We start from the raw sequence: 24802 nt of genomic DNA, 5'->3' as shown, positions 1-24802 counted from the left end.
CCCTTTTCCTCCTGGAGCATAGACGATGCGCGAATATTCCATCGCAGCCATTCCCGCCGACGGTATCGGTCCCGAAGTCATCGCAGCCGGTACCACGGTGCTGGCAGCCCTCGCGAGGCGGGATGGCGGGTTGAAGTTCCATATCGAGAATTTCGACTGGGGTTCGGACTATTACAAGAAGCATGGCGTCATGATGCCGGCCGACGGGCTGTCGAAGCTCAAGAAATTCGACGCGATCTATTTCGGCGCAGTCGGCGCGCCCGATGTCCCCGACCACATCACGCTGTGGGGGCTGCGCCTGCCGATCTGCCAAGGCTTCGACCAATATGCCAATGTCCGGCCCACGAAGATCCTGCCGGGCATCACCTCGCCCCTGCGTCATTGCGGGCCGGGCGATCTCGACTGGGTGATCGTGCGCGAGAACTCGGAAGGCGAATATTCCGGACATGGCGGCCGCGCCCACCGTGGGCTTCCCGAGGAGGTCGGCACGGAGGTGGCGATCTTCACCCGGGTCGGCGTCACCCGCATCATGCGCTATGCCTTCGGGCTGGCCCAATCGCGTCCGCGCAAGTTCCTGACGGTGGTCACCAAGTCGAATGCGCAGCGCCACGGCATGGTGATGTGGGACGAGATCGCCGCCGAGGTCGCCGAGGAATTTCCGGACGTGACCTGGGACAAGATGCTGGTCGACGCCATGACGGTGCGCATGACGCTCAATCCCAGGAGCCTCGACACCATCGTCGCCACCAATCTCCATGCCGATATTCTCTCCGACCTCGCCGGCGCGCTTGCCGGCAGCCTCGGCGTGGCGCCGACGGGCAACATCGATCCGGAGCGGCGCTTTCCCTCGATGTTCGAGCCGATCCACGGCTCGGCGTTCGACATCACCGGCAAGGGCATCGCCAATCCCGTGGCGACGTTCTGGACGGCCGCCCAGATGCTCGACCATCTCGGGGAGGCGGAAGCCTCCGCCAGGCTGATGCGGGCGGTGGAGAGGGTGACGGGCGCCGGTATCCTGACGCCCGATGTCGGCGGCACGGCCACCACCCGGGACGTGACCGATGCCGTGATCGACGCGATCCATTCGTCCAACGTCTGAGTGATCCGGGGATGGTCATGACATTGCCGGGGCTTTCGACTCGAATGAATCGCCGAGATATTCTGATCGGCGCTGCCGCGGGAGCGACGGCGCTGATAGCGGGACAGGACGGGAAGGATGCGGTGGCGGCTGAAACTCTGAAGGGTGTGAGGGCACTGACCTTCGACGTGCAGGGAACCTGCGTCGATTTCTACCAGCCCATCCTGCGCCTGGGCGAGCATCTCAACCGTGCCAAGGGCATCGAGGCGGACTGGGCACGCCTGTCGGCCGAATGGCGCGATCTCTACCGTCGCACGCTCGACGAGGTCATCGCCGGACAGCGGCCCTGGATCCGGGTGGACGCGATCTATCGGCAGGCACTCGACGTTCTCCTGGAACGCCATGCCTTGTCGGCGCGTTTTTCGGTTGCGGAGCGGGACGAGCTCAACCAGGTCTGGACGAGGCTCGATGCCTGGCCCGACAGTGCTGCAGGGCTCGGCCGGCTCGGGCGGAAATTCGTGACCTCGACCTTGTCGAATGCCGGCATGGCCGCGGTGGTCGCCGTGGTCAGGCATGCCGGCCTGCCCTTCGATGCGGTGCTGACGGCGGAGCTGGCACGCAGCTACAAGCCTGCCCCGGCCGTTTATCAGCTCGCCGTCGACTATCTCGGCTACCGGCCCGACCAGATCATGATGGTCGCCTGCCACAAATACGACCTCAAGGCCGCCAAGGCTTTCGGTATGCGGACCGCCTTCGTCGCGCGGCCGCAGGAATTCGGGCCGGATGCCCGGCCGGACATCACGGCCGAGCCCTGGTTCGACGTCCATGCCGGCAGCTTCACCGAGCTGGCCGACAAGCTCGGCGCCTGAAGAACTCAGGCGAGGGCAGATCGAGCAGCCTGGCGTCGCTGCCGGCGCCATTCGAGCAGGATGGCGAACAGGGTGTAGCCGATGGCGAGCGCCCACAGGCCGAGGAACTGCATCCTGACATCGTCGATCGAGGCCCCCATCTCGACCACCTGGGTCATGCCGGTGATGGCGATGCTGCCGGGAATGAGTTGCGCCACCGCGCGGAGTGCGGGTGGAACGGCCTCGATCGGCCAGGAAAAGCCGGAGAGGAAGAAGAGCGGCAGGCCGAGCGCAGCGGCCGTGAGCTGTACGGTCAGGGGCGAGCGCAATGTCAGCCCGATCACCATGCCGAGCGCGCTGACCGACAGTACGAAGGGCAGGGCGAGGAGCGCGATGGTGCCGAGGGCCCCTAGCCTGGGAATGTTGTAGAAATAGGGGAGGACGATGAAATAGAACGGCACGAGCAACACGGCCACGGTCAGATAGGCTGCAAGCTTGCCGAGGACGGTGGCGGTCGCTCCGACATCGGGCACGCTCTGTCCGGCGACACCCGGCATGCCGGCGATGGTGGCGAGCAGGCAGACGGCGATCAGCAGGGTCTGCTGCATGATGATGGTGAAGGCGCCCGGCAGCACATAGGTGGCATAGCCGCCCTGGGGATTGAACAGGGGGATGGAGACGAGGGGCATCGGGCTGGTGGCCGAGGCCGCGACGGCCGGGTCGATGCCGAGCCCGATCAGGCGGGCCGTCTCGACTTCCGCGCCATAGGCGCGGGCAACCGTATTCACCGCGCCGGCGACACGCGTGTTGATCAGGAAATAGCTGGCATCGGAATAGAGGGAAATCGGCGAGGCGCGGCCATGTAGGAGGTCACGCTCGAAATGGAGCGGGATCACCACGGCGCCGGACAAGGTGCGTTTGAAGACTTCGCGCTCGGCGGTCGCAAGATCGGGCAGGGCCATCGCCACGGCGACATCCGAGGAAGCATCGAGGCGCCGCGCCAGCTCGCGGCTGGCCGTGGTGCCATCGAGATCCACCACCGCGACCGGCACATCGCGCAGGGCCTCGTTGCGATAGGGTTGCGGATAGTAGACCGCATAGATCAGGGCAGCGACGAACAGGGTCGAAAAGATCGCCTTGAGGGCGAAGATGCGCCCCAGTTCGTGCCGGTAGGCCTTGAGGATGCCACTCATGCCCGCGCCTCCGCCCGCGCCGACGAAGCGGCGCGCTTTTCAGCCAGCGTATGCCGGCGCATGAGCTCCAGCCTGAAGCCGGCCAACAGCCCCAGGCCGATGACGAAGGCCAGCAGGATCAGGATGGGATGAAGCGACAGGTCCGGCGGCGTGCCCCGCAGCGTCTGGTCGATGCGGGCGGTGAGATACCAGGTTCCCGGTAGCCCGGCGCTCCACCAAGTGGCGAAGGCGTTCATGCCCAGGCGCGGGAAGCCGATCCCCATATAACCGAAGGCAGGGGAAACGATCAGTGTCGCCAGGCTGATGGCGGAGGTGACCGGCTTGATGAACAAGGTCAGCACCAGGCCGTAGAACTGGCAGGCCAGAATATAGAGCGTGCCTGCGGCGAGGAGCAGGAAGGGATTGCCGCGCAGGGGCAGGCCGAGAAGGCCGAACAGGATGGCGTCGCCAAGGCCGAGCACGCCCAGGAAGATCAGCGTATAGGGCAGCATCTTGCCGGCCAGGGCCGGCCACAGCCCATTCCCCAGTCGGCGCAGGACACGCAGGCGATGGCGTGTCTCGGTATCGAGCCCGGCGGCATAGACCGAGGACAGTACGATCACGATCTGCAATACGGCCGGCATGATGCTGGCGAGCAGGAAATGCGCGTAGTTCAGGGTGGGATTGAACAGGGCCTGGGTCTGCACGGGGATCGGCGTGACGGCCTGCTGCGCCGCTGCCATCAGCATGCCCCGGCTGGTTCGCAGCGACACACGCACCGCCCCCTCGACAGCGGGCACCGCATTGTTGACGCCGCGGGCGGCAAGACTGCCGGCCGTCATCAGCTGATTGTTGTAGAAGAACACCACCTGGGGCTGGCGTCCGGCGAAGACGTCGCGTTCCAGGTTCTTGGGCAGCATCAGCAAGCCATAGATCGAGCCGGACTGGATGGCCCGCTTGCCCTCGCCGAGATCCGCGACGCGGAGGGTCACGGCGCTGTCCGGCGTGGCATCGACGGTCCGGATGACCTGGCGCGACAGGTCGCTGCCGTCGAGGTCGAGCACCGCGATCGGCAGGCGCGTCACCAGGCCCGCGCTGAACGTCACCGACAGCACGGCGATCAGGATCAGCGGCACGAGCGTGGTCAGGCACAACAGGAAGGGACGGTGGCGCAGCCAGGCGAATTCCCGGCAGAACACCAGCCAGAAGCCGGCTGTGATGCGGCCAGCGCCCTTCATGTCAATGGCCTTGCCGGTTCCAGGCCGCGATGACGCTCATGCCCGGCCTCAATCCTTCCAGACGATCGACCGGTTTGGCCCGGACCTCGAAGGTGCGCAGGTCGAAGTCACCGGTCGCCCGGGTTGCCCGCCATGTCGCGAACTGGCCCTGCACGTTGATGGTCGTGACGCGGACGGCTACCGGCTTGGCACCTAACGCAGGGATGGTGACATCAAATTTGTCGCCGACCTTGAGCCCGGCCAGCAGGTCCTCACGCAGGTTGAAGGTGAACCAGGGATCGTCGAGGTTGATGAGCGAATAGATGGGCGCGCCGGAGCTGAAATTCTCGCCGAGCTCGGCGACCCGCGTGGTCACCTGTCCGGAAATCGGGGCCTTGATGGTCAGCTCGGTCACATCGGCTTCGCGTTGGCCGAGGCTGGCTTCGGCCTGCTTGACCTGGGCGGCCGACAGGGCCTTTTCCTCGTCACTCGCACCCTTTTCCGCCAACCGCAGCTGCGCTTCGGCGGCTTCCTGCTTGCGCGTCGCCGCCTCGAGATTGCGCGTGGCCTCATCGACGCGCTGCTGGGGGGTGTTGCCGCTCCGCACCAGTGCGGCCTGGCGATTGGAGACTTCCTGGTAGAGCACGACGTCGGCCTTGGCTGCGGCGAGATCGGCCCGACGGGCGTCTATCGTCTCGGCCCGCGTGCTGTTGACGCGTTCGAAATCGGCCTTGGCGACGTTGAAGGCTGCCCTGGCCGCCAGCAGGCCGGTATCGAGCTGGGGGCTCTCCAATTGGGCGATCACATCGCCTTGCTTGACATTGTCTCCGACGTCGACCGCCAGCTTGGCGATGCGGCCCGCCACCCGGGAGCTGATGTCGACCCGGTTGGCGGTGACTTCGCCTTGCACGACAAGCGGGGGAGGGCGTGTGGCGAACCACAGTATCGCCCCCAGCGCGACGAGAGCGCCCCCGCCGATGATCGACCGGAAAACTGTACGTCCCTTGGAGTCAGCCGCCACGAAACATCCCCCGCAAACACGTGAATGGCTTGGAAATGACGATCATACCCAAGACCGATCTACGGCCCAGTCGCAGAATTGATCAAGCCCGATCGGTGCCGGAGCGTGAAAAATGCCCGATGTTCTGTTTGTTTTTAGGTGGATGACGTTTCGTTAGAAAGAAATCTATCGGCATTCTATCAATTTGAAGCAGAATATTACCGTTTTATTCTGCCTCACCGAGAGACATAGACTGAGGTCTGATCCCAGGGAGAACACGCCATCGCTGCCGGGATGAAACGCTGGACGAGCGCTGCTGCGGTTCAGTTCGTTCCGGCCAGTGCCACGGCATCGGCGCCGGCGGCGAGGCGCTGGGGGCAAAACGGGTCGGTTGCCGCGCGCCACACCGCTTCTGTAACGTCCTGTGCCTTCGTCGTCGCTGTTGCCTCTCCCCATTCGGCGAAGACCTGCTGTGCCAGGCTGGCATAGGCTTCGGGAATGCCTTCCTTCATGCGGGCTCGCGCATTTTCGCCGAAACGGGTCTCCGGAGCCCGTCCGGGCAGCACCAGGCGAACGCGCACGTCGAAGGGAGCGAGTTCGAGTGCCAGCGATTGAGTGAAGGCATTTACCGCCGCCTTGCTGGCGCTATAGACGGCAAGCAGCGGAAGTGGCGTGTAGGTCACGCTCGAAGTGACATTCACGATGACGCCGGTCCGGTGCTGCCGGAACTGGGGCAACAGGGCCTGTGTCATTGCGATGGTGCCGAGCGTGTTGGTCTCGAAGACCTCGCGGATGTCAGCCATCGACGTGCCTTCGAGGGCGTTCAGCACGCCGATACCGGCATTGTTGACCAGGACGTCGACCGGTCCCGCGGCTTCCACGGCCCGGCTGATACTACGGGGATCGGTAACGTCGAGGCCCAGCAGGCGCACATGCTCGGAGCGGGGCAAGATCTCCTCGCTTGGTGTGCGCATCGTGGCAATGACCTTCCAGCCACGGTCGAGGAAATAGCGGGCCGTTTCGAGGCCGAATCCGGACGAGCATCCGGTAATCAGGACGGTTTTCATCGGGTTTCCACGGATGAGGTTGGTGAAGCCGGGAGGCTAGATCATCACGGCCGGACTTGCTACAATGAGAAGTCCAAATTTCATTCGCATAAGTCCAGATTTGACCGATCCGCTCGCCGACATCGTCACGCTGCTCCAGCCAGAAGCCCGCTTTTCGAAAATCGTGGGTGCGGCGGGGCCCTGGCGCGTGCGCCGCACCGAGGCCGGCCGGCCGTTCTACTGCGTGGTTCTCGAGGGGACATGCAGCCTCGCAGCCGATGGGCATGAACCGATCATGTTGCGAGCGGGCGATTTTGTGCTGATCCCCGCGGCCCATGGTTTCGTTATGTCCAGCCCGGCTCCGATGGCCTCTGATGCCGCTGACAGCATGCCGGTTGCCCTGGGTGACGATGAATTCAGGCTCGGCTATCCCGACGGACTGCCGGACGTCGTGCTGCTGGTCGGCTATTGCCACTTCGCTTCGCCGGACGCGGCCCTGCTGGTTTCACTGCTGCCGCAGCTCGTCCATGTGCGTGGCGAAAACCGGCTCGCCACCCTGGTGAAACTGGTCGGCGAGGAGTCACGCGGGCTGCGACCCGCGCGTGAGGTCGTCTTGGCACGCCTGCTGGAGGTCCTTCTCATCGAGGCGCTGCGGTCGTCAGCTCGGACCACCGCTTCCCCCGGCCTCCTGTGCGGTCTTGCCGATGGGCGCCTCGCGCCGGTGATCCGGCGCATGCACGAAGATCCGGCCCGGCCATGGACGGTGGCGCTATTGGCGCAGGCGGCAGCCCTGTCCCGATCAGCCTTTTTCGAACGGTTCCGGCATGTGGTCGGTGTCTCGCCGATGGAATATCTGCTGTCCTGGCGCATGGCCCTAGCCAAGCGCCAATTGCGAAGCGGGCAGGGCGGTATTGCCGAGATTGCCGAGCGGGTGGGCTATAGTTCGGCGAGCACGTTCAGCGTTGCCTTCACCCGGCATGTCGGCCTGCCGCCGGCCCATTACGCCCGACGGTATCAGGGAGAGCGTGAAAGCGCGAGCGCCAAGGAGGCTTTCCCGGCAGCCTGAAATCGAGCGCATGCATCTCGTATTACCCGGTTGTGTCGTCGTGCTCGAGCCCGCCGTCCCGAAGGCATGTTGTCACGGCGAAATCACGAGGTCGTGCGAAAATCGAGATACTGCCAGCGCCTGCCTTAGGAGGAGCTGGCGGGTGACAGGTCCTAAGACACGACCTTGCCCGGCGGTCAAAACGTCGGGCTCTTTCTGAATGAAGCAGAGGCAGCGAACCATTTGTCTGTGCCATCCGGAATAGCCTGCCGGTGGCTTGCCGAAGACATTGTACGCAATCCCAACGAACGGCGTTTCCGGGGGCCTTGGTGTCTTTGGCAGAAGTTGGAATCCGCATCGGGTGCCGAAAGCCGGGATTGAAGCCTCTTGGGGGAGGCTCAGCATGAGCACTGGTACTGTCAAATGGTTCGATCCCGCCAAGGGATACGGCTTCATCGCGCCGGACAATGGCAGCCGGGATATCTTCGTCCACATCAGCGCCGTGACGCTTTCTGGCCTCGACGAGTTGCGGGAGGGGCAAAAGGTGAGTTTCGAACTCGTCATCGATCGCAAGACGGGCAGCTCGAAAGCAGGCGCGTTGAAGCTTTGCTGAGGTCGTCGTCGCCACGGTGCCGCTTTTAGCAGGGAGAACGGCTCTCCATCAATTTGCCGTCCTCTACCGACATGCAAGGTGAGTAAAGGAAACGTAACGCTTCCAGGCTAGCGTGACGCCATGCCGATTGCGGCCGTGCTCGCCTGGTCTTCGCATCGCCTGGTGCTGTGCCTTCTTCGCGGGCCGGTTCGGCGAAAAGAGGAAAGAACTCACGATGGCTCGGTTGGCGCATATGCTCAAGGCGACCCCTCGCACCCGTGGAATGGAGACCACCGGAGCCTTTGGGACCCGCTTTGGAAGGCTGTCAGGCTTGCTGCAGCCGAAATCCAGGCTGGCGAAAGGCGTGGGTATCGCCTGCCTGTGCTTCGGTGCCGCCATCGGCGGTGGATCGAGCGAGGCTCTGGCGGCCGGCATTCCCTCCTGGCTGATGAGCTATGTCGGCGAGGGGCAGGGACAGATCGCCTTGCCGGTCCTGCAAAGAGCCCGTGCGCTCTATATCCAGAAGGCGAGCCAGGGAGCCGTCAGCAACCCCTGCTACTTCGCCATGGATGCGACGCGGCCCAACGATCCCGGCAGTTCGGGCGGGCGCTTCTACATCATCTGCGAATCCCAGCATACCTTCCGGGCCATTTCAGCCGGGCATGGCGGCGGCCGCAATCTGAGAGGCGTAGCGGACTTCGCCAATGGGCGACGCTGCGCCAGGCATTTCGGCAATGCGCAGGATTCGGAACTGACGACCGGCGGTTCCTATGTGACGGCCGAAACCAAAACCTCTTTCAAGGGCTATTATCGCGTAGCGGCGAACCAGGATGCGGCATTCCTGCGATCCTTCATCCAGTTCGATGGCGTGGGCGAGACCGCCAATGCCCGCCAGCGCGCGATTGGCGGCCATGCCGCCGTCGCCCTGAAGGGCGTGTGCCTGCGCAAGGCTCCGAGCAGCCCCTATGCGAACCAGGATGGTTATGTTCCCTTTGGGAAGCTGGTGGACTATGCCGGCGGCCGCAGCAATGGCTGCACCAGCTGGTCGCTCGGGGATGTGAAGCAGATCCTGTCCATGGTGAAGGACTATCCGACCACGCTCTACATCTATCCCGAAGCCGCCGACGTCAGCAATGTCGCGCGCGCGGTGGCAGCCGGTCAGTCGCCCGCCCGGGCTGGCCTCTATTGGAACGCTGCCTGCCTGAGGGAGATCGGTGCCCCCAAATATTGGTCGAGACAAACCCTGGAGCCGGTCTTGGCTCAGTACAAGCTCGACCATCCCGCCCCGCCGCCGCGGCCAACCCCGATCTGCGAAGGCAGCGAATAAGCGCGATTGCTTGCGCTCAGCGCTGGCAGCGCCAATAGCGATGGCCATCCCTCGTATAATAGACGCGATGGCAGCCGACGGCACTCGCTGGCTTTCGGGTGGCCTGTCGACGGGCTTCGCTGGGCGGCGCCGGCGGTGGCGTCGGTGGGTTTTCCGGGGCTTCCGCCGTCTCGGCAGGGGCTTCCGGAGCCTGCGCTCCCTCGGTAGGAGCGGAACCGATCGGCAGCATGGCCTGCAGGCCACGCAGGCGAACCCCAACGACCTTCGCGATCTGGCGAGCATCCTCCTCGTCGCAGGCAAGCCGGGTAAGCTGGGTGAGGGCTGACATCTGGCCGATCACCAAGGCGGCCTGCACCGGCGCGACCGGCAGCGGTCCTCGCTCGATGCGCATCAAGTCCATATTTGCGGAGACCAATGCGCGCTTGATGTCGCTGCAACTGGCACCATCGGCCCAGGCCGGGGCAGTGCCCAAGCAGGCGATCAGGCCAGCGCAAGACAAGGCGAAGGCAATCCTCATTGGTGAACTCTCCAGATCGGAGGATGATATTGACGACTTTCTTGAAGCCGTTCAATCGTCAGGCTGTCATAACGGCGGCTATTCCTGGCAACTGTGAGGCTGGCCTGGGTCTTCGCTGCGGCAGACGAAAGGCGCGTGGCGCCCGCCAATGGGCAGCTCAAGGTCAAACCACCTCACTCCAGGAAAAAGAACGACTGCCTTTTTCTTAAGCATATCGACAGTCTTATGCGTGATGGCCGAAGGCCGAGCCGGTCAAATCGCCAGCATTATCGGTGTTGCCTGAGGACAGGCTCAAAGACTTGCCCGCCACGGCTTTACATGGGTGGAAATTTGCTTGAGTGTCACAGACTCACCGCGGCAATAGGGTCCACAACGCTGCGGTCACTAAGAAAACTTCACTCACTTTGAAATCAACACAACAATGAAAGTGGCTCAACGTGCTTGAAGCTGACACGAAACTGGTCGACCTCACGGTCGATATCGTCTCTGCCTATGTAGCGAATAATCAGGTCTCCTCTTCGTCCCTTTCCGAACTCATCAGATCGGTACATGGACGGTTGAGCGATCTGAATACTGGAAGGCCAATCGAACCCGTCGTTGCGGCAACGCCGGCGGTGCCGATCAAGAAGTCCGTCACGCCCGACTATGTCATATGCCTGGAGGACGGACGCAAGTTCAAGTCGCTGAGCCGGCACCTGCGCAGCGCCTATGACATGACGCCGGAGCAATACCGGGAAAAATGGGGACTGCCTGCCGACTATCCCATGGTGGCGCCGAATTACTCGGCCCACCGCTCACGGTTGGCCAAGGAACTCGGCCTGGGGCAGCAAGGCCGGCAGACCAAGGAGAAAGCCCCGGTTCGCACTGCGCGCGGCAGGGCCAAGAAGGGCAACGCCTAAGGCGTTTTCCAGAAAAGCCGGCCGGCTTTTCGATCAAGAAAATGTGTCGAAACAAGGGGATGGAGCAAGGCGTGGTTTGTAAGAACGCACTTTGGCGCCGGCCCTTTGTTTCGGCGCGCCCTCACGGATTCCCGTGACCCCTTCGAATCGCAGACGCTTTTGGGTGAGGTAGGCCCTCCATCCTGCGCCAATCTTGCGGCCATCGTCGCTGCGACGATCTTGCTTGTTCGGGCAACTCGCACGAGACGACCGCCTTAAAAGGTTGGTGCACTCTCCCGATCCCCCTATGGTACCTGCATGGAGAGACTAGGTAGGGTTTCCCTGCGAATCCCGCGGATGGGCCTCGCCGGGAAATCCTGAAGATGTCTGGTATCTTGCAGATTCCTCTCGATCGCCCAGGTGGTTCGGTCGGGGGAAGGTGCTTAGGGGAGAGTGCTGCGTGACCGGTGAGGTAATCTTGTTGGACGGTCTCGGCATTGTGGCCAGCGATCTGGTCGAGCCGGGAACAGTGGCGATCATGCTGCGTGGCGGCGATGTGCAGGTCGTGCCGGTGAGAGAGCTGAGGGCAACCGTCAACCAGCTCGGAAGCGATAAGATCGAGGGACTGTCGATGGCCCCCGCCGACTTCACGCAGGTGCAGGCGGTGATCGAACGCCGCAAGGCCGATGAGGATGGTCAGGACAAAGACGAATAGTCATCCGGCCACGACGGCCTTCAGCCGAGCTTCCCGGCCGCCTCGCGGATGGTCCTGAGCAGAATGGCAAAGGCAGGCTGGGCGACCATGTCGGTGCGCATGGTCAGGCCGACGGGTCCCTTCGTATCGCTGGTCTCGATAGGCAGGGTTCTGAGGGTGGCCTCCTCGATGTCGTTGCTGACCACACCGTGCGAGATGACCCAGATCGCATCGCTCTGGCGCACGAAGGCTCGGCCGAAGGAGTCTGACACCGTTTCGATTTCCGTGGGAACGGACGCGATGCCGTTGGCGATGAAGATGCGCTCCACGAAGGGGCGGATGACGGAGCCGCGCGTCGGCATCAGCACGGGATAGGCGCTCATCTGCTCAAACAGGTTGCCGCCGCTGTCGAGGAGCGGATGTCCGGGGCGTACCACGAACACGACCTGTTCCGAATAAAGGTGCTCGAAGAAAAAGCCGGTCATCTTGTCCGGCGCCGCCAGGCGCCCGACCACGAGGTCGAGTTCACCGATACGCAACTGCTCCAGGAGAACACTGTTTTCCCCGGTCACGATCTTGACGGTGACGCCGGTATCCTCCTTGAGGAAGAACTGCATGGCGAGCGGCATGATATGGGCCGAGACCGTCGGCAATGCGCCGATGCGAAGGGGCGGCCCGACCTTGGCGCCGGCGAGCGCGACGGAGTCGATCCCTTGCCTGAGGGCGCTGACGGCGAGGCCGGCATGCTGCATGAACACTTCGCCGGTCCGGGTCATCCTGATGCCGCGGCCGTCCCGCTCGAACACGCTGACGCCCAACGCCTCCTCGAGTTCGCGGATCGTCTTGGTCACCGCTGGCTGGCTGACATGCAGCACGCCGGCTGCCTTCACCACGCTTTTCTGGCGGGCGACCTCCAGGAACGTCTGGAGATGGCGAAACTTGACACGGCTGTCGATCATGGCGATCCATAACCCAGCAGTTAAGAGAACGCTAGAAAATATGATTTTACCAAACCAATAGTGTCATCCATCTTCGTGGAGAGGAGACGGCCGTGAAGTTCATTTCCATCGGCGGCATCACGCTGCATTTCGACCACAGACCAGCTGGGCGGGACAGGAGCCACCTCGTCTTCATCAATTCGCTCGGCACGGATCTGCGCATCTGGAACGAGGTGATCGGCGCGCTCGGTGGCTCGGTCGCCACGCTCGCCTACGACAAGCGCGGCCATGGGTTGTCCGATCTCGGCCCAACCCCCTATGCGATCGAGGATCATGTCGACGATCTCCTCGGCCTCATCGACCATCTCGGCATCGAGGACGTGGTACTGTGCGGCCTTTCGGTCGGTGGCCTGATCGCGCTCGGCCTCGCCAGCCAGCGGCCGGAGATCGTCAGGGGGCTGATACTGTGCGATACGGCGCACAAGATCGGTACCGCCGATGGTTGGAACAGCCGGATTGCCACCGTTCAGAAGGACGGGATCGCCGCGATTGCCGATGCAGTAATGAAATTGTGGTTCACGCCGCATTTCCATGCCGAGCGCAAGCCGGAGCTGGACGGTTGCCGTACCATGCTCGCCCGTCAGTCCGTGGCGGGTTATGCCGCGACCTGCGCGGCGATACGCGATGCCGACTATACCAGGGCCGCCGAGGCGATCGCCGTTCCCACACTTTGCATTGTCGGCGATCAGGACGGTTCGACGCCACCGGCGCTGGTGCGCTCGATGGCCAGGATCATTCCCGGCTCTCAATTCGAGGTCATCGCCGGCGCCGGCCATATTCCCTGCATCGAGCAGCCCGCCATGCTCGTTGCCCTCATCACCCAGTTTCTCGCACGCCTGCCATCGGAGTGAGCCTGCCATGAGTGTTCCGGCGCCACGCTCGGCCAGATATCGCGAGGGCCTCGCCGTTCGCCGCGCCGTGCTCGGTGACGCCCATGTCGACCATGCGGAGGGCGCTTCGACCGAGTTCGACCGGCCGTTCCAGGAACTGATCACCGAGGCTGCCTGGGGCACGGTATGGTCGCGTCCGACCTGGACGAAACGGGAGCGCTCGATCGTCACCCTGGCCTTGCTGGCGGCACTCGGCCATGACGAAGAAGTGGCGATGCATGTGAGGGCAACCGCCAATACCGGAGCGAGCCGGGAGGACATCTGCGAGGCCTTCCTGCATGTGGCTGTCTATGCCGGCGTGCCGGCAGCCAATCGCGCCATCAAGATCGCCAAGCAGGTGTTTGCCCAGATGGACGGGGAGGTCGTAAAGTCCGATGTCCGTTGAACACACCGATCGCCGGCCCGAAACGGGTGCCTTCTTCCAGCGCGACCGAGGCTGGCATCCGCCGGCCCTGACGCCGGCCTACAAGACGTCCGTGCTGCGCTCGCCGCAAAAGGCGCTGCTGTCGCTCGACAACACGCTGTCGGAGATCACCGGCCCGGTCTTCGGCCATGATCTATTGGGGCCGCTCGACGACGACCTCATCCATAATTTCGCGAAGCCGGGCGAGAGTGCCATCGGCGAGCGCATCATTGTGTATGGACGTGTCCTCGACGAGCGCGGCAAGGGTGTGCCGGGTGCGTTGCTCGAATTCTGGCAGGCCAATGCCGGCGGGCGCTACCGGCACAGGAAGGAAGGCTATCTCGCGGCGCTCGATCCGAATTTCGGCGGCTGCGGCCGCACCATCGCCGATCAGGACGGCGGCTATGCCTTCCGCACCATCAAGCCCGGTCCCTATCCCTGGCCGAACGGCGTCAATGATTGGCGCCCCGCCCATATCCATTTCTCGGTGTTCGGCCACGGCTTTGCCCAGCGCCTGATCACCCAGATGTATTTCGAGGGCGATCCGCTGATCTGGCTCTGCCCAATCGTGAAGACGATCCCAGACAGGGCTGCGGTCGAGACCTTGATCGCGGCTCTCGACATGCAGGCGACCATCCCCATGGATGCCCGGGCCTACAAGTTCGACATCGTGCTGCGGGGCCGCCGCTCGACGATGTTCGAGAATCGGCTGGAGGGCAATTGATGGTTCAGGCTCTCAACCGCCTCAAGGAAAGTCCCTCGCAGACCGCCGGTCCCTATGTCCATATCGGGCTGACGCCGAATTTTGCGGAGATAACGGGCGTTTACGACCGTGACCTCGGCGACGCCATGGTCAATGCCGGCACCAAGGGTGAGCGCATCGGCGTGCGCGTGCGCGTCCTCGACGGCACCGGGACGCCGCTCAGGGATGCGCTGGTCGAGATCTGGCAGGCCGACCATGCGGGTCTCTACAATTCGCCGTCGGAACGGCGCGGCACCGCCGATCCCAATTTTACCGGCTGGGGCCGCAAGGCGACCGATATGGAAACGGGCGAATGCCTGTTCGAGACGGTCAAGCCCGGCCGGGTGCCGTTCAAGGACGGCCGGCTGATGGCCCCGCACATCACCTTCTGGATCGTCGCCCGCGGCATCAATCTCGGCCTGCACACGCGCATGTATTTCGCCGACGAGGAAGCGGCGAACGGGGAGGACCCGGTGCTTGCGCGGATCGAGCATCGCCAGCGTGTCGCCACGCTCGTCGCCGCCCGGAAAGGGGATGCCTATGTCTTCGACATCAATCTGCAGGGTGAGCGGGAAACGGTATTCTTCGATATCTGAACCATGACAGTCTCACCCTTCGACCATCCCTATCTGTCCGCCCTGCTGGGCGACGAGGAAACCGCGGGTCTTTTCTCGCTTGAAGCGGAGATGGCGGCGATGCTCGCTTTCGAGCGTGCGCTTGCCGAGGCCGAGGCGGAGGAGGGCGTGATCGAGGCCGACGCGGCCAGAGCGATAACGGCATCGCTGGCGTCTTTCACGCCGGACATCGCCGCGCTTAGGGTCGGCGTCGCACGCGACGGTGTTGTCGTGCCCGAACTCGTGCGCCAATTGCGGGTTGCCGTCGGCGCTCCCCATGACGCTAGGGTGCATTTCGGTGCGACCAGCCAGGACGTCATCGATACGGCGCTGGTGCTGAGGTTGGCTGTGGCGGCGAAGCGCTTGGATGACCTGCTGGAAGAGGTGATCACGGCACTGGCGGGACTGGAGCATCGGTTCGGAAGCCGCCGACTGATGGGCCGAACGCGCATGCAGGCGGCGATTGCCATCACGGTCGCCGACAGGGTCCGCAGCTGGCACGAGCCGCTGGAACGGCATAGGAAGCGGCTCGAAGCCATGCGGCCGGGCCTTCTCGTGGTGCAATTTGGCGGGGCTGCCGGCACGCTGGACAAGCTCGGGGCCAAGGCTGCTGCCGTCCGGGCTGGGCTCGCGGCTCGCCTCGGCCTCGGGGACGCCCCGCAATGGCACAGCCAGCGCGACCGACTCGCCGATTTCGCCAATCTGCTGTCGCTGATCACGGGAAGCCTCGGCAAGTTCGGCCAGGATGTCGCCCTGATGGCCCAGGACGGCGGCGAGATTGGCTTGTCCGCAGGCGGGGGATCCTCTGCCATGCCGCACAAGCAAAATCCAGTGGCGGCGGAGGTGCTGGTCACGCTCGCACGCTTCAACGCCACGCAGCTTGCCGGCATGCATCAGGCTTTGCTGCACGAACAGGAACGCTCAGGCGCGGCGTGGACATTGGAATGGCTGCTTTTGCCGCAGATGGCTGTGGCGGCCGCGGCGTCGCTGCGGCTGGCGGGTGAACTCGCCACCCAGATCGACAGTATCGGTGTGCTCGCCGACGGATAGTCGCGATCCCGAAGCAGGAATGGAACGAAAACCGACCCGGGCCTGCCGATGGCATGGAACTCGCGGCGATGAGGGCAGGAAATGCGCACACAGGTCGTCATCATCGGCTCGGGGCCTTCCGGCCTGCTGCTTGGACAATTGCTGGCCAATGAGGGCATCGCCAATATCATCATCGAACGTGCCGGCCGCGATCATGTGCTTGGCCGCGTGCGGGCGGGCGTGCTCGAACAGGGCACGCTGGATCTCATCGACGAAGCCGGCGCAGGCGAGCGCATGCATGCCGAAGGCCTGCCGCATGACGGCATCTCGCTGGCCTTCGACGGCAGACTGCACCGCATCGACCTGGCAGCCCTGACCGGCGGCAAGCACGTGATGGTCTATGGCCAGACCGAGGTGACGCATGACCTGATGGACAAGCGCGAAGCTGCAGGTCTGACCACCATCTACGAGGCTGGGAATGTCGAGCCCCACGGCTTCGACGGCGAGGCGCCCTATGTCACCTATGAAAAGGACGGCGTCGACCATCGCATCGATTGCGATTTCATCGCCGGCTGCGACGGCTTCCATGGTGTCAGCCGCAAATCGATACCGTCGACCGCGCTCAAGACCTATGAGCGGGCCTATCCCTTCGGCTGGCTCGGCATTCTCGCCGAGGTGCCGCCGGCCGGCCACGAACTGATCTATGCCAACCATCCCGGGGGCTTTGCGCTGTGTTCGATGCGCTCGACCCATCGCAGCCGTTACTATGTGCAGTGCCCGCTCGACGACAGGATCGAGGATTGGAGCGACGATCGCTTCTGGGACGAGCTGCGCCGGCGTCTGCCGCCAGAGGCGGCTGCTGGTGTTGTCACCGGTCCGTCCTTCGAGAAGTCGATTGCGCCGCTGCGCTCCTTCGTTGCCGAGCCCATGCGTTTCGGGCGCCTGTTCCTGGTCGGCGATGCCGCCCATATCGTGCCACCGACCGGGGCCAAAGGACTCAACCTTGCTGCCAGCGACGTGCGCTATCTTTATTGGGGGATGAGGGAGTTCTATCGGGAGAAGTCATCGGCTGGCATCGATGCCTATTCGAGACGGGCGCTTTCCCGCGTCTGGAAGGCGGTGCGTTTTTCATGGTGGATGACGATGATGCTGCATCGCTTCCCGGATACGGACGATTTCGGGCAACGGATCCAGGAGGCCGAACTCGACTATCTCGTTCATTCGCAAATGGCGTCCGCAGCACTTGCCGAAAACTATGTCGGGCTTCCCTACTGAAATCACGGCAGCGCCGCCTTTGTCATGCCCGAGCTTGACCCGGGCATCCAGCGGTCATGTGTTCGTTGTCGGGAACGGATTGGATTGCCGGGACAAGCACGGCAATGACAACGGTCTGGCTAACTCGATCCGATTGCTCACGGGCGAATCCCTAGCCTCAGGCTCGTCACATATCCTGTAGGTTATGTTTCGAGCATTTGTTTTCATTTTACATTACCAATTATCACGGCACATTTGATCAATAAGCAAAGCCTGCGATCGGCGCGCCTGAGAGGTGCCGGTTCCGGCCTTTGGAGGAAACGATGAAAAAACCCGTTCTCGCCAAATCCGTTCTCGCTACCCTGGCGATCGTCATGCTGTCCGGCAGCGCCCTGGCTGAGACCATCAAGATCGGCGTCATCGGTCCGTTCTCGGGGCCCTTCGCCATCCAGGGCAAGAATTTCAAGGCCGGCATCGACGCCTACCAGGCCCTGCATGGCAGCAAGGCCGGCAGCGACGACATCCAGATCATCTATCGCGACGTGCCCCAGGCCGATCCTGCGCAGTCCAAGGCGCTGGCCCAGGAACTCGTTGTGAAAGAACGCGTCCAGTATCTCGCCGGCTTCTATTTCACGCCGGATGCCATGGCTGTGACGCCGCTGCTGAAGCAGGCCAATGTGCCGCTCGTGGTGATGAATGCGGCGACATCAGCCATCGTGACCAAGAGCCCGCTCGTGGTGCGCACCTCCTTCACCACCTGGCAGACCTCAGCGCCGATGGCCAAGGTCGCCAAGGAGCGCGGCGCCAGGAAGGCGATCACGGTGGTGAGCGACTACGGTCCCGGCGTTGATGCCGAGAACGCTTTCAAGACCAGCTTCGCCGGTGTGGGCGGCGAAGTCGTCGGCACGATCCGCATGCCCCTGTCGACCAACGATTTCAGTCCGATCATGCAGAGGGTGAAGGATTCCGGTGCCGATACCCTGTTCGCCTTCCTGCCGTCAGGGCCGACCACGCTCGGCTTCGTCAAGGCTTATAACGAGAATGGCCTGGCCAAGGCGGGCGTGAAGCTGCTCGCGCCCGGAGACCTCACCCAGGAGTCGGACCTGCCGGCGCTTGGCCAGGCGGCGGAGGGCCTGCTGACCACCTTCCACTATGCCGTCTCGCATGACTCGGCCGAGAACAAGAAATTCGTCGAGGCTGCGCGAAAGGCCATCGGCAACCCGGGCGAATTGTCCTTTCCCGCCGTCGGGGCCTATGACGGCATGCATGTCATCTACAAGATGATCGAGGCGACGGGTGGCAAGCAGGACGCCCAGAAGGCCGTGGATGCCGTCAAGGGCCTGGCCTGGGAGAGCCCGCGCGGACCTGTCTCGATTGACCCTGAAAGCCGCCACATCACGCAGAACATCTATCTGCGCGAGGTCGCGAAGGCCGAGGATGGCAGCTACTACAACAAGGAAATCGCCACCTTCGAGAAGCAGGGCGATCCCGGCCTTGCTGCTTCGAAATAGCAGCCGCGCACCGCGCGCCCTCGATGAGGTGCCCGGAGGCGTTTGGGCGAGGGCATTTTCTGGAAAGAGCCTGGGTTCAATTCAGAAAATACATTAGGAAAAGAAGATAGAGTGAATGAAGATTTGAAAAAATCATCCTTCCTCTGATGTTGGATCAGGCCATGCAAACCGTTCTCAGCGTGGGTATCGATGCCCTTGCCTATGGCATGGTGCTGTTCGTCATTTCCATCGGACTGTCCGTGACCATGGGGCTGATGCGGGTGATCAACCTTGCCCACGGGGCCTTCGCCATGATCGGCGGCTATATCGCTTCCTACGCCGCCCAATCGCTTGGCCTGGGATATGCCCTGGCCATCATGCTGGCCATTGCCGGCACGGTGGTGATCGCCCTTCCCCTGGAGCGCCTGCTCTACCGCCGTCTCTATGGTGCACCCGAACTTACCCAGGTGCTGATGACCATCGGCATCACCTTCTGCGTCATCGGTATAGCCAATTACGTCTTCGGCCCCACACTCAAGACCATCCCCTTGCCGGAGATGCTGAGGGGGCCGGCGGATCTCGGCTTTCGCTCCATCGCCGCGCATAAATTGTTCGCCATCGCCTGCGGCCTGGGTGTCGCCCTGGCCCTTTGGTATCTCATCGAGAAAACCGGTTTCGGCATCAAACTGCGCGCCGCGGTGGACAATGCCGCCATGGCTGCTTCGCTGGGCGTGCGCACCGGGACCGTCTACGCCGTCAGTTTCGCGATCGCCGTCGGCCTTGCAGCTTTTGGGGGCATTGTCGGGGCCGAACTCCTGCCGATCGAGCCCTACTATGCCCTGCGCTACATGGTGACCTTCCTGGTCGTGGTCTGCGTCGGCGGGGCGGGCTCGATCCCCGGCGCCTTGCTGGCCTGCCTGGTACTGGGCCTGGTGGACACCGCCGGCCGCTATCTCCTGCCTGAATATGGCGAATTCTTCTTCTATCTTGCCGTGATCGCCATCGTCTGCGTCTTCCCGCGCGGCCTGATGGGCAGGAGCGCCTAGATGGAGATGACGGAGAACAAACCTATGGCCGGCCGGGGAGAGATGCCGCAAACCAGCTGGCTGAGGCGCGACCTGGCCGGCCTTGCGGCCATCCTGGCCTTCGCCGCCATCGGCTATGCCCTCTTTCCGGACAACCTGGCCCTGCTGACCCGCATCCTGGCGGTGGCGCTGCTCGTGCTTTCGCTCGATCTCGTCACCGGCTTTTGTGGTATCGCCACACTGGGGCATGCAGCCTTGTATGGTGCCGGCGCCTATGCCGCGGGCATGGCTGCCGTGCAGTGGAACGTCACCGATCCCTTGGCGATGCTCGCCATCTCGGCCGCGGGCGGCGCGCTTGCCGGCCTGGTCTCGGGGGCGGTAATCCTGCGCGGGCACGGGCTCGCACAATTGGTGCTGTCGATTGCGGTCGTCCATCTCTTCCATGAGGTTGCAAACAAGGCCTCGGCCTATACGGGCGGCAGCGACGGGTTGTCGGGCATCGCCCCCGATCCCGTCTTTGGCCTGTTCGAGTTCGATCTGTGGGGGCGTACCGCCTATGGCCTGGGCGTCGCCCTTCTCGTCATCGTCTTTGTCCTGCTCAGGCTCGTGGTGCGCTCGCCCTTCGGCATGCTCTGCCGCGGTATCCGGCAGGACCCTGTCCGCGTCCGCGCCATGGGCGCCTCGGTGCAGGGCACGCTTTTGAAGATGTATGTGATCTCCGGCGCCGTGGCCGGCCTGGGCGGCGGGCTCAACGCCCTTTCCACCCAGGTCGTCGGCCTCGACAGCCTGAGCTTCACCCTCTCGGCCGAGGCCCTGGTCATGCTCGTGCTCGGCGGCACCGGTTCGCTCTATGGGGCGCTCGTCGGCACCATTGCCTTCATGGGCTTCGAGGATTTCGTTTCGGCAGCCAATCCGTTCCATTGGCTCACCATTGTCGGCGCCTTGCTGATCGCAGTCGTGCTGTTCGCGCCGCGTGGCCTCTACGGCTCGGCGGCCATGCTGCTTGCCCGTTTCAAGGGGAGGCACGGATGAGCGCGGTCTTCCAGACCCTCGATCTGAAGAAATCCTTCGGCGGCCTTGCGGTGACGCAGGGCCTGTCGATCACCTTGAATACCGGCGACCGTGTCGCCCTGATCGGCCCGAACGGTGCCGGCAAGACAACCTTCGTCAATCTGGTCACCGGCCACCTCGTGCCCAATTCCGGCACGGTGATGCTCGCCGGCAGGGACGTCACCGGGCTTGGGCCGACGGCGCGGGTCCGCCGGGGCCTCGTGCGCTCCTTCCAGGTCACCCGGCTCTTTCCCGACATGACGCCGCAGGAGCATCTGGCGCTCGCCGTGCTGCAAAGAACGGGCCGCGCCGGCCGCTTCTTCGGCCATTACCGCGCGAAGCCGGACATCATGGCCGAGGTTGAGGAATTGCTCGCCACGCTCGGCCTCACAGCTATTGCCAGCCGCCCGGTGGCCGAGATCGCCTATGGCCAGCAACGCCTGCTCGAGATTGCGCTGGCTCTGGCGCTCAAACCCAAGGTTCTCCTGCTCGACGAGCCGGCCGCCGGCGTGCCGCAAAGCGACACCCCCCGCATCGAGGCGGCGCTCGCCGGCCTGCCGCCCGATCTCGCCGTGCTGATGATCGAGCACGACATGGACCTGGTCTTCCGCTTCGCCAAGCGCGTCATCGTGCTCGCCGCCGGTGCCATCATCTTCGATGGTTCTCCCGAGAACGTGACGAAGGATGCCCGGGTCCGCCAGGCCTATCTTGGAAACTATGCCCAGGAGAAGCAGTCAGCATGACCGCGACGCCGCTTGAAATCAGCGACCTCAGCGCCGGTTATGGCCCGACCCGCGTGCTGGAGAACATTTCCTTCTCCGTTCCCGCCGCTGGGCGCCTGGCCGTGCTCGGTCGCAACGGCATGGGCAAGACGACGCTGCTCGCGACCATCGCCGGCCAGACGCGGCGCTATGGCGGCACGCTGCAGCTCGGAGGCAAGGATATCGGCCCGCTCGACAGCGCCGCGCGTGCCCGCCAGGGCCTCGGCTATGTCCCGCAGGCCCGCTGCATCTTCGCCTCGCTGACGGTGGAGGAGAACCTCTTCGTCGGGCTCAAGAACCGGGGGCGACAGGCGATCGAGGAAGCCTATGCGATGTTTCCGCGCCTCGAGGAGCGCCGCAGGAATCTCGGCTCGCAGCTCTCGGGAGGCGAGCAGCAGATGCTCACCACGGCCCGCACCATCCTGGGCAAGCCTACGCTGCTGCTGCTCGACGAGCCGCTGGAAGGCCTGGCCCCCGTCATTTGCGAGGAGTTGATGGCCGTATTCTCGCGCCTCGCCGCCGGGGGCGAGATGACTATCCTACTGGTCGAGCAGCGCATCCAGACCGCGATCGACTTTGCCGATCATGTCGTCATTCTGGAGCGGGGCCGCATCGCCTGGTCCGGCGCCTCGGCCATGCTCTCCGAGCAGCCGGAGGTGATCGAGCGGCTGCTCGGGGTCGGCGGGTTGCATGGAGCATGACCCGCCGCCTGGACAATTCCCAATTCGTCAGGCTTCCAGCTGCACCACGCGCAGGTAGGGGGTCAGCGTGGTCCAGCCCTGCGGAAAGCGCTCGCGGGCCGCTTCGTCACTGAGGCTTGGCGAAATGATCACCGGCTGGCCGGGTTCCCAATTGACCGGGGTGGAGACCTTCTGGGCGTCGGTAAGCTGCAGGCTGTCGATGGCGCGCAGGATCTCGGCGAAGTTGCGCCCGGCGCTCGGAGGATAGGTCAGGACCAGCCTTACCTTCCTGGCCGGGTCGATCACGAACACGGCGCGCACGGTGACATTGGCGTCGGCCTCGGGGTGGATCATGCCGTAGAGATGCGCCACGGCGCCGTCCGCGTCGGCGATCAGCGGGAAATTGAGGGCATGGCCCTGCGTCGCCGCGATATCCTTGCCCCAGGCGGCGTGGGCGTCCAGCGGATCGACCGACAGGCCGAGCACCTTGACGTTGCGCCTGTCCCATTCAGGCTTGAGGCGGGCGACCTCGCCGAGTTCGGTGGTGCAGACCGGCGTGAAATTGCGAGGATGGCTGAACAGGACACCCCAGGACTCGCCCAGCCAGTCATGGAAGCTGATACGCCCTTCCGTGCTGCTCTGGATGAAATTGGGGGCGATCTGGCCAAGCTGGATCGACATGGTGCTCTCCTTCTTGAAATTGGGGAATGGTGCGGCCTCAGCTGTTGAAATCGCGTCCGGCCTTGACCTCGCGCACATAGCCGGCGCGGATGACGAAATCGCCGAAGCGTTCGCCCTGATGCCGTTCCCTGGCGAAATGGCCGAGTGTCTTGTCGAGGGCCGCGAGAATGGCGGCCTCGCCGACATTTTCGAGATGCATCTTGTTCAGCCGCTGCCCGTGGAAGCCGCCGCCGAGATAGAGGTTGTATTTGCCCGGCGCCCGGCCGGTGAGACCGATCTCGGCAATATAGGGGCGCGAGCAGCCATTGGGGCAGCCGCTCATGCGGATGGTGATCGGCTCTTCCGCAAGACCGTGGTGGCGCAGGATCTCCTCCAGCTTGTCGAGAAGGTGGGGCAGATAACGTTCGCTTTCGGCCATAGCGAGACCGCAGGTCGGCAAGGCCACGCAGGCCATCGAGTTGAGCCGCAGCCCGCTCTCGCCCTTGCTGGTGCCCAGCCCATATTCGGCGAGCAGCGTCTCGATGCCGGCTTTGCTATTCGGCGCGATCTCGGCGATGACGAGGTTCTGGTTGGGCGTGAGACGGAAGCTGCCGCCATGCACCCGCGCCACCGCGCGCAGGAAGTCCATCAGGGCCCGGCCAGGATGGTTGGCGATGCGGCCATTCTCGATGAACAAGGTGAGGTGATGGCGGCCGTCCTCGCCCACCTGCCAGCCCAGCGCATCGCCATTGGAGGCAAAGTCGAAGGCGCGGGCCGGCTGCAGGCCGAAGCCGAGCCGTCGCTCGATCTCGGCCGTGATCCAGTCGAGCCCGCGGTCGTCGATCGTGTATTTGAAGCGCGCATGCGAGCGGTCCTTGCGGTCGCCGTAATCGCGCTGGAGGCCCATCACGGCATCGCAGACCGCCAGCACCTTGTCGGCCTTCACGAAGCCGATCACGTCGGCAAGGCGCGGATAGGTCGCCGGCGCCTGGTCGGTGCGGCCCATGCCGCCGCCGATGGCGACGTTGAACCCGGCCAGGCGTCCCTGTTCGGCAATGGCAATGAAACCAAGGTCCTGCGCATAGACGTCGATGTCGTTGACCGGGGGAATGGCGAAGCCGATCTTGAATTTGCGCGGCAAATAGGTCCGGCCATAGAGGGGCTCCTCCGGCTCGGAGGAGGCCACGCGCTCCTCGCCATACCAGATCTCGTGATAGGCCCGCATGCGGGGAATGGCATGGTCGCTGGCCTGCCGGGCGTGCCGGTAGACCTCGGCATGCAAGGCCGACAGATGCGGGTTCACCGAGGCCATCACCCCGCGTGAATCGTCGCCGCAGGCCGCGATCGTATCGAGCAGCACCTCGTGCAGGCCCTGGAGAGTCGCCTTGAGGTCGTGCTTGAGCAGCCAGTGGAACTGGAAGGTCTGGCGCGTGGTCAGCCGCAGCGTCTCCCCGCCATAGGCCCGCGCCAGCTCGTCGAGCTTGAGCCATTGCGCCGGCGTGCACACGCCCCCGGGCAGGCGTACCCGCGCCATGAACTGATAGGCCGGCTCCAGCTTCTGGCGGCGGCGCTCGTCGCGCAGGTCGCGGTCATCCTGCTGGTAGATGCCGTGGAACTTCATCAGCTTGGTGTCGGTGGGCGTGACCGAGCCGGTCAGCCGGTCGAGCAGGCTGGTCTTGACAGTGCCGCGCAGCTGGTCGCTCTGCGCCTTCAGGGTTTCGTCGGGGCCGAGCTTTTCCAAAGGTTGCGACAGGTCGCGGCTGCGGTCGGTGGGGGCGAGGAGATCGGTCAT

The 24802-nt window shown here is 64.0% G+C and carries 27 protein-coding genes; 19 read left to right on the top strand and 8 right to left on the bottom strand.

The window, feature by feature from the left end; genetic code table 11:
* Nucleotides 1-25: 25 nt before the first annotated feature.
* Nucleotides 26-1099 (top strand): tartrate dehydrogenase, encoded by a 1074-nt coding sequence (locus BA190_RS25255; protein WP_068294238.1) that lies wholly within the window; start codon nt 26-28, stop codon nt 1097-1099.
* Between the two features lie 44 nt (nt 1100-1143).
* Nucleotides 1144-1947, top strand: a complete 804-nt coding sequence (locus BA190_RS25250; protein ID WP_082980031.1) for a haloacid dehalogenase type II — start codon at nt 1144-1146, stop codon at nt 1945-1947.
* A 5-nt stretch (nt 1948-1952) separates the two neighbouring features.
* Here the strand turns inward: BA190_RS25250 and BA190_RS25245 are convergent, their stop codons facing one another.
* From BA190_RS25245 to BA190_RS25230, 4 genes are all read right to left on the bottom strand, one after another.
* Nucleotides 1953-3119: an ABC transporter permease gene (locus BA190_RS25245; RefSeq protein WP_068294235.1), complete on the bottom strand. Its 1167-nt coding sequence runs from the start codon at nt 3117-3119 to the stop codon at nt 1953-1955.
* Nucleotides 3116-4336 carry an ABC transporter permease gene (locus BA190_RS25240; protein WP_068294233.1) on the bottom strand — a complete coding sequence of 407 codons (1221 nt, stop codon included), beginning with the start codon at nt 4334-4336 and terminating at the stop codon, nt 3116-3118. Before BA190_RS25240 ends, BA190_RS25245 begins: the two co-directional genes overlap by 4 nt.
* 1 nt (nt 4337) lies before the next feature.
* The gene (locus tag BA190_RS25235) at nt 4338-5336 is read right to left on the bottom strand and encodes an HlyD family secretion protein (protein WP_068294231.1); all 999 of its coding nucleotides are present in this window, start codon (nt 5334-5336) and stop codon (nt 4338-4340) included.
* A gap of 302 nt (nt 5337-5638) precedes the next feature.
* On the bottom strand, nt 5639-6382 hold the full coding sequence (locus BA190_RS25230) for an SDR family oxidoreductase (protein ID WP_068294229.1): 744 nt from the start codon (nt 6380-6382) through the stop codon (nt 5639-5641).
* A 100-nt stretch (nt 6383-6482) separates the two neighbouring features.
* Between BA190_RS25230 and BA190_RS25225 the strand changes: the two genes are divergently transcribed.
* From BA190_RS25225 to BA190_RS25215, 3 genes are all read left to right on the top strand, one after another.
* On the top strand, nt 6483-7427 hold the full coding sequence (locus BA190_RS25225) for an AraC family transcriptional regulator (protein ID WP_068294225.1): 945 nt from the start codon (nt 6483-6485) through the stop codon (nt 7425-7427).
* A 382-nt stretch (nt 7428-7809) separates the two neighbouring features.
* Nucleotides 7810-8019 (top strand): cold-shock protein, encoded by a 210-nt coding sequence (locus tag BA190_RS25220; protein WP_068294222.1) that lies wholly within the window; start codon nt 7810-7812, stop codon nt 8017-8019.
* A 358-nt stretch (nt 8020-8377) separates the two neighbouring features.
* A complete protein-coding gene (locus BA190_RS25215; RefSeq protein WP_245314952.1) occupies nt 8378-9325 on the top strand; it encodes a murein L,D-transpeptidase catalytic domain family protein in 948 nt (315 codons plus the stop codon).
* 16 nt (nt 9326-9341) lie between these two features.
* Here BA190_RS25215 and BA190_RS25210 read toward each other — a convergent pair whose 3' ends face one another.
* Nucleotides 9342-9716: a hypothetical protein gene (locus BA190_RS25210; protein WP_156771694.1), complete on the bottom strand. Its 375-nt coding sequence runs from the start codon at nt 9714-9716 to the stop codon at nt 9342-9344.
* Between BA190_RS25210 and BA190_RS36125 the strand changes: the two genes are divergently transcribed.
* The 3 genes from BA190_RS36125 to BA190_RS25200 all read left to right on the top strand — a co-directional run bounded on the left by BA190_RS36125 (nt 9709) and on the right by BA190_RS25200 (nt 11435).
* Entirely contained in the window at nt 9709-9939 is a 231-nt protein-coding gene (locus BA190_RS36125; RefSeq protein ID WP_156771693.1) for a hypothetical protein, read from the top strand. The genes BA190_RS25210 and BA190_RS36125 overlap by 8 nt on opposite strands.
* A 340-nt stretch (nt 9940-10279) precedes the next feature.
* Nucleotides 10280-10741: a MucR family transcriptional regulator gene (locus tag BA190_RS25205; protein WP_068294215.1), complete on the top strand. Its 462-nt coding sequence runs from the start codon at nt 10280-10282 to the stop codon at nt 10739-10741.
* Nucleotides 10742-11180: 439 nt separating this feature from the next.
* Nucleotides 11181-11435, top strand: coding sequence for a hypothetical protein (locus tag BA190_RS25200; RefSeq protein WP_068294212.1), 255 nt, complete (start codon nt 11181-11183; stop codon nt 11433-11435).
* Nucleotides 11436-11455: 20 nt separating this feature from the next.
* Here BA190_RS25200 and pcaQ read toward each other — a convergent pair whose 3' ends face one another.
* On the bottom strand, nt 11456-12373 hold the full coding sequence (gene pcaQ, locus BA190_RS25195; protein WP_068294209.1) for a pca operon transcription factor PcaQ: 918 nt from the start codon (nt 12371-12373) through the stop codon (nt 11456-11458).
* A 92-nt stretch (nt 12374-12465) separates the two neighbouring features.
* Between pcaQ and pcaD the strand changes: the two genes are divergently transcribed.
* The 11 genes from pcaD (at nt 12466) to BA190_RS25140 (ending at nt 22371) form a co-directional block, all read left to right on the top strand.
* Nucleotides 12466-13263, top strand: a complete 798-nt coding sequence (gene pcaD / locus BA190_RS25190) for a 3-oxoadipate enol-lactonase (RefSeq protein ID WP_068294206.1) — start codon at nt 12466-12468, stop codon at nt 13261-13263.
* A gap of 7 nt (nt 13264-13270) precedes the next feature.
* Nucleotides 13271-13687, top strand: a complete 417-nt coding sequence (pcaC, locus tag BA190_RS25185) for a 4-carboxymuconolactone decarboxylase (protein WP_068294203.1) — start codon at nt 13271-13273, stop codon at nt 13685-13687.
* Nucleotides 13677-14429, top strand: a complete 753-nt coding sequence (gene pcaH, locus BA190_RS25180) for a protocatechuate 3,4-dioxygenase subunit beta (RefSeq protein ID WP_068294200.1) — start codon at nt 13677-13679, stop codon at nt 14427-14429. The genes pcaC and pcaH overlap by 11 nt, the downstream gene beginning before the upstream one ends.
* Nucleotides 14429-15043 carry a protocatechuate 3,4-dioxygenase subunit alpha gene (gene pcaG / locus BA190_RS25175; protein WP_068294197.1) on the top strand — a complete coding sequence of 205 codons (615 nt, stop codon included), beginning with the start codon at nt 14429-14431 and terminating at the stop codon, nt 15041-15043. Before pcaH ends, pcaG begins: the two co-directional genes overlap by 1 nt.
* A gap of 3 nt (nt 15044-15046) precedes the next feature.
* A complete protein-coding gene (locus BA190_RS25170; RefSeq protein WP_068294195.1) occupies nt 15047-16111 on the top strand; it encodes a 3-carboxy-cis,cis-muconate cycloisomerase in 1065 nt (354 codons plus the stop codon).
* An 81-nt stretch (nt 16112-16192) separates the two neighbouring features.
* Entirely contained in the window at nt 16193-17365 is a 1173-nt protein-coding gene (pobA, locus tag BA190_RS25165; RefSeq protein ID WP_068294192.1) for a 4-hydroxybenzoate 3-monooxygenase, read from the top strand.
* A gap of 353 nt (nt 17366-17718) precedes the next feature.
* Nucleotides 17719-18855: an ABC transporter substrate-binding protein gene (locus BA190_RS25160; RefSeq protein ID WP_371260389.1), complete on the top strand. Its 1137-nt coding sequence runs from the start codon at nt 17719-17721 to the stop codon at nt 18853-18855.
* Between the two features lie 161 nt (nt 18856-19016).
* Nucleotides 19017-19880, top strand: a complete 864-nt coding sequence (locus tag BA190_RS25155) for a branched-chain amino acid ABC transporter permease (protein WP_068294285.1) — start codon at nt 19017-19019, stop codon at nt 19878-19880.
* Nucleotides 19881-19904: 24 nt separating this feature from the next.
* Complete coding sequence (locus BA190_RS25150) at nt 19905-20891, top strand: branched-chain amino acid ABC transporter permease (protein ID WP_156771692.1); 987 nt, start codon at nt 19905-19907, stop codon at nt 20889-20891.
* The gene (locus tag BA190_RS25145; protein ID WP_068294184.1) at nt 20888-21652 is read left to right on the top strand and encodes an ABC transporter ATP-binding protein; all 765 of its coding nucleotides are present in this window, start codon (nt 20888-20890) and stop codon (nt 21650-21652) included. Before BA190_RS25150 ends, BA190_RS25145 begins: the two co-directional genes overlap by 4 nt.
* The gene (locus BA190_RS25140; RefSeq protein ID WP_068294182.1) at nt 21649-22371 is read left to right on the top strand and encodes an ABC transporter ATP-binding protein; all 723 of its coding nucleotides are present in this window, start codon (nt 21649-21651) and stop codon (nt 22369-22371) included. The genes BA190_RS25145 and BA190_RS25140 overlap by 4 nt, the downstream gene beginning before the upstream one ends.
* Nucleotides 22372-22398: 27 nt before the next feature.
* On the opposite strand, the gene BA190_RS25135 is transcribed toward BA190_RS25140, so the two are convergent.
* Nucleotides 22399-23031: a peroxiredoxin gene (locus BA190_RS25135; RefSeq protein ID WP_068294179.1), complete on the bottom strand. Its 633-nt coding sequence runs from the start codon at nt 23029-23031 to the stop codon at nt 22399-22401.
* Between the two features lie 37 nt (nt 23032-23068).
* Nucleotides 23069-24802 carry an assimilatory sulfite reductase (NADPH) hemoprotein subunit gene (gene cysI / locus BA190_RS25130; protein ID WP_068294176.1) on the bottom strand — a complete coding sequence of 578 codons (1734 nt, stop codon included), beginning with the start codon at nt 24800-24802 and terminating at the stop codon, nt 23069-23071.

Origin of the sequence: Labrys sp. WJW, assembly GCF_001676615.1 — a bacterium.
Taxonomy (GTDB): Bacteria; Pseudomonadota; Alphaproteobacteria; order Rhizobiales; family Labraceae; genus Labrys; species Labrys sedimenti.
This window is presented reverse-complemented; position numbering and strand designations above follow the sequence as displayed.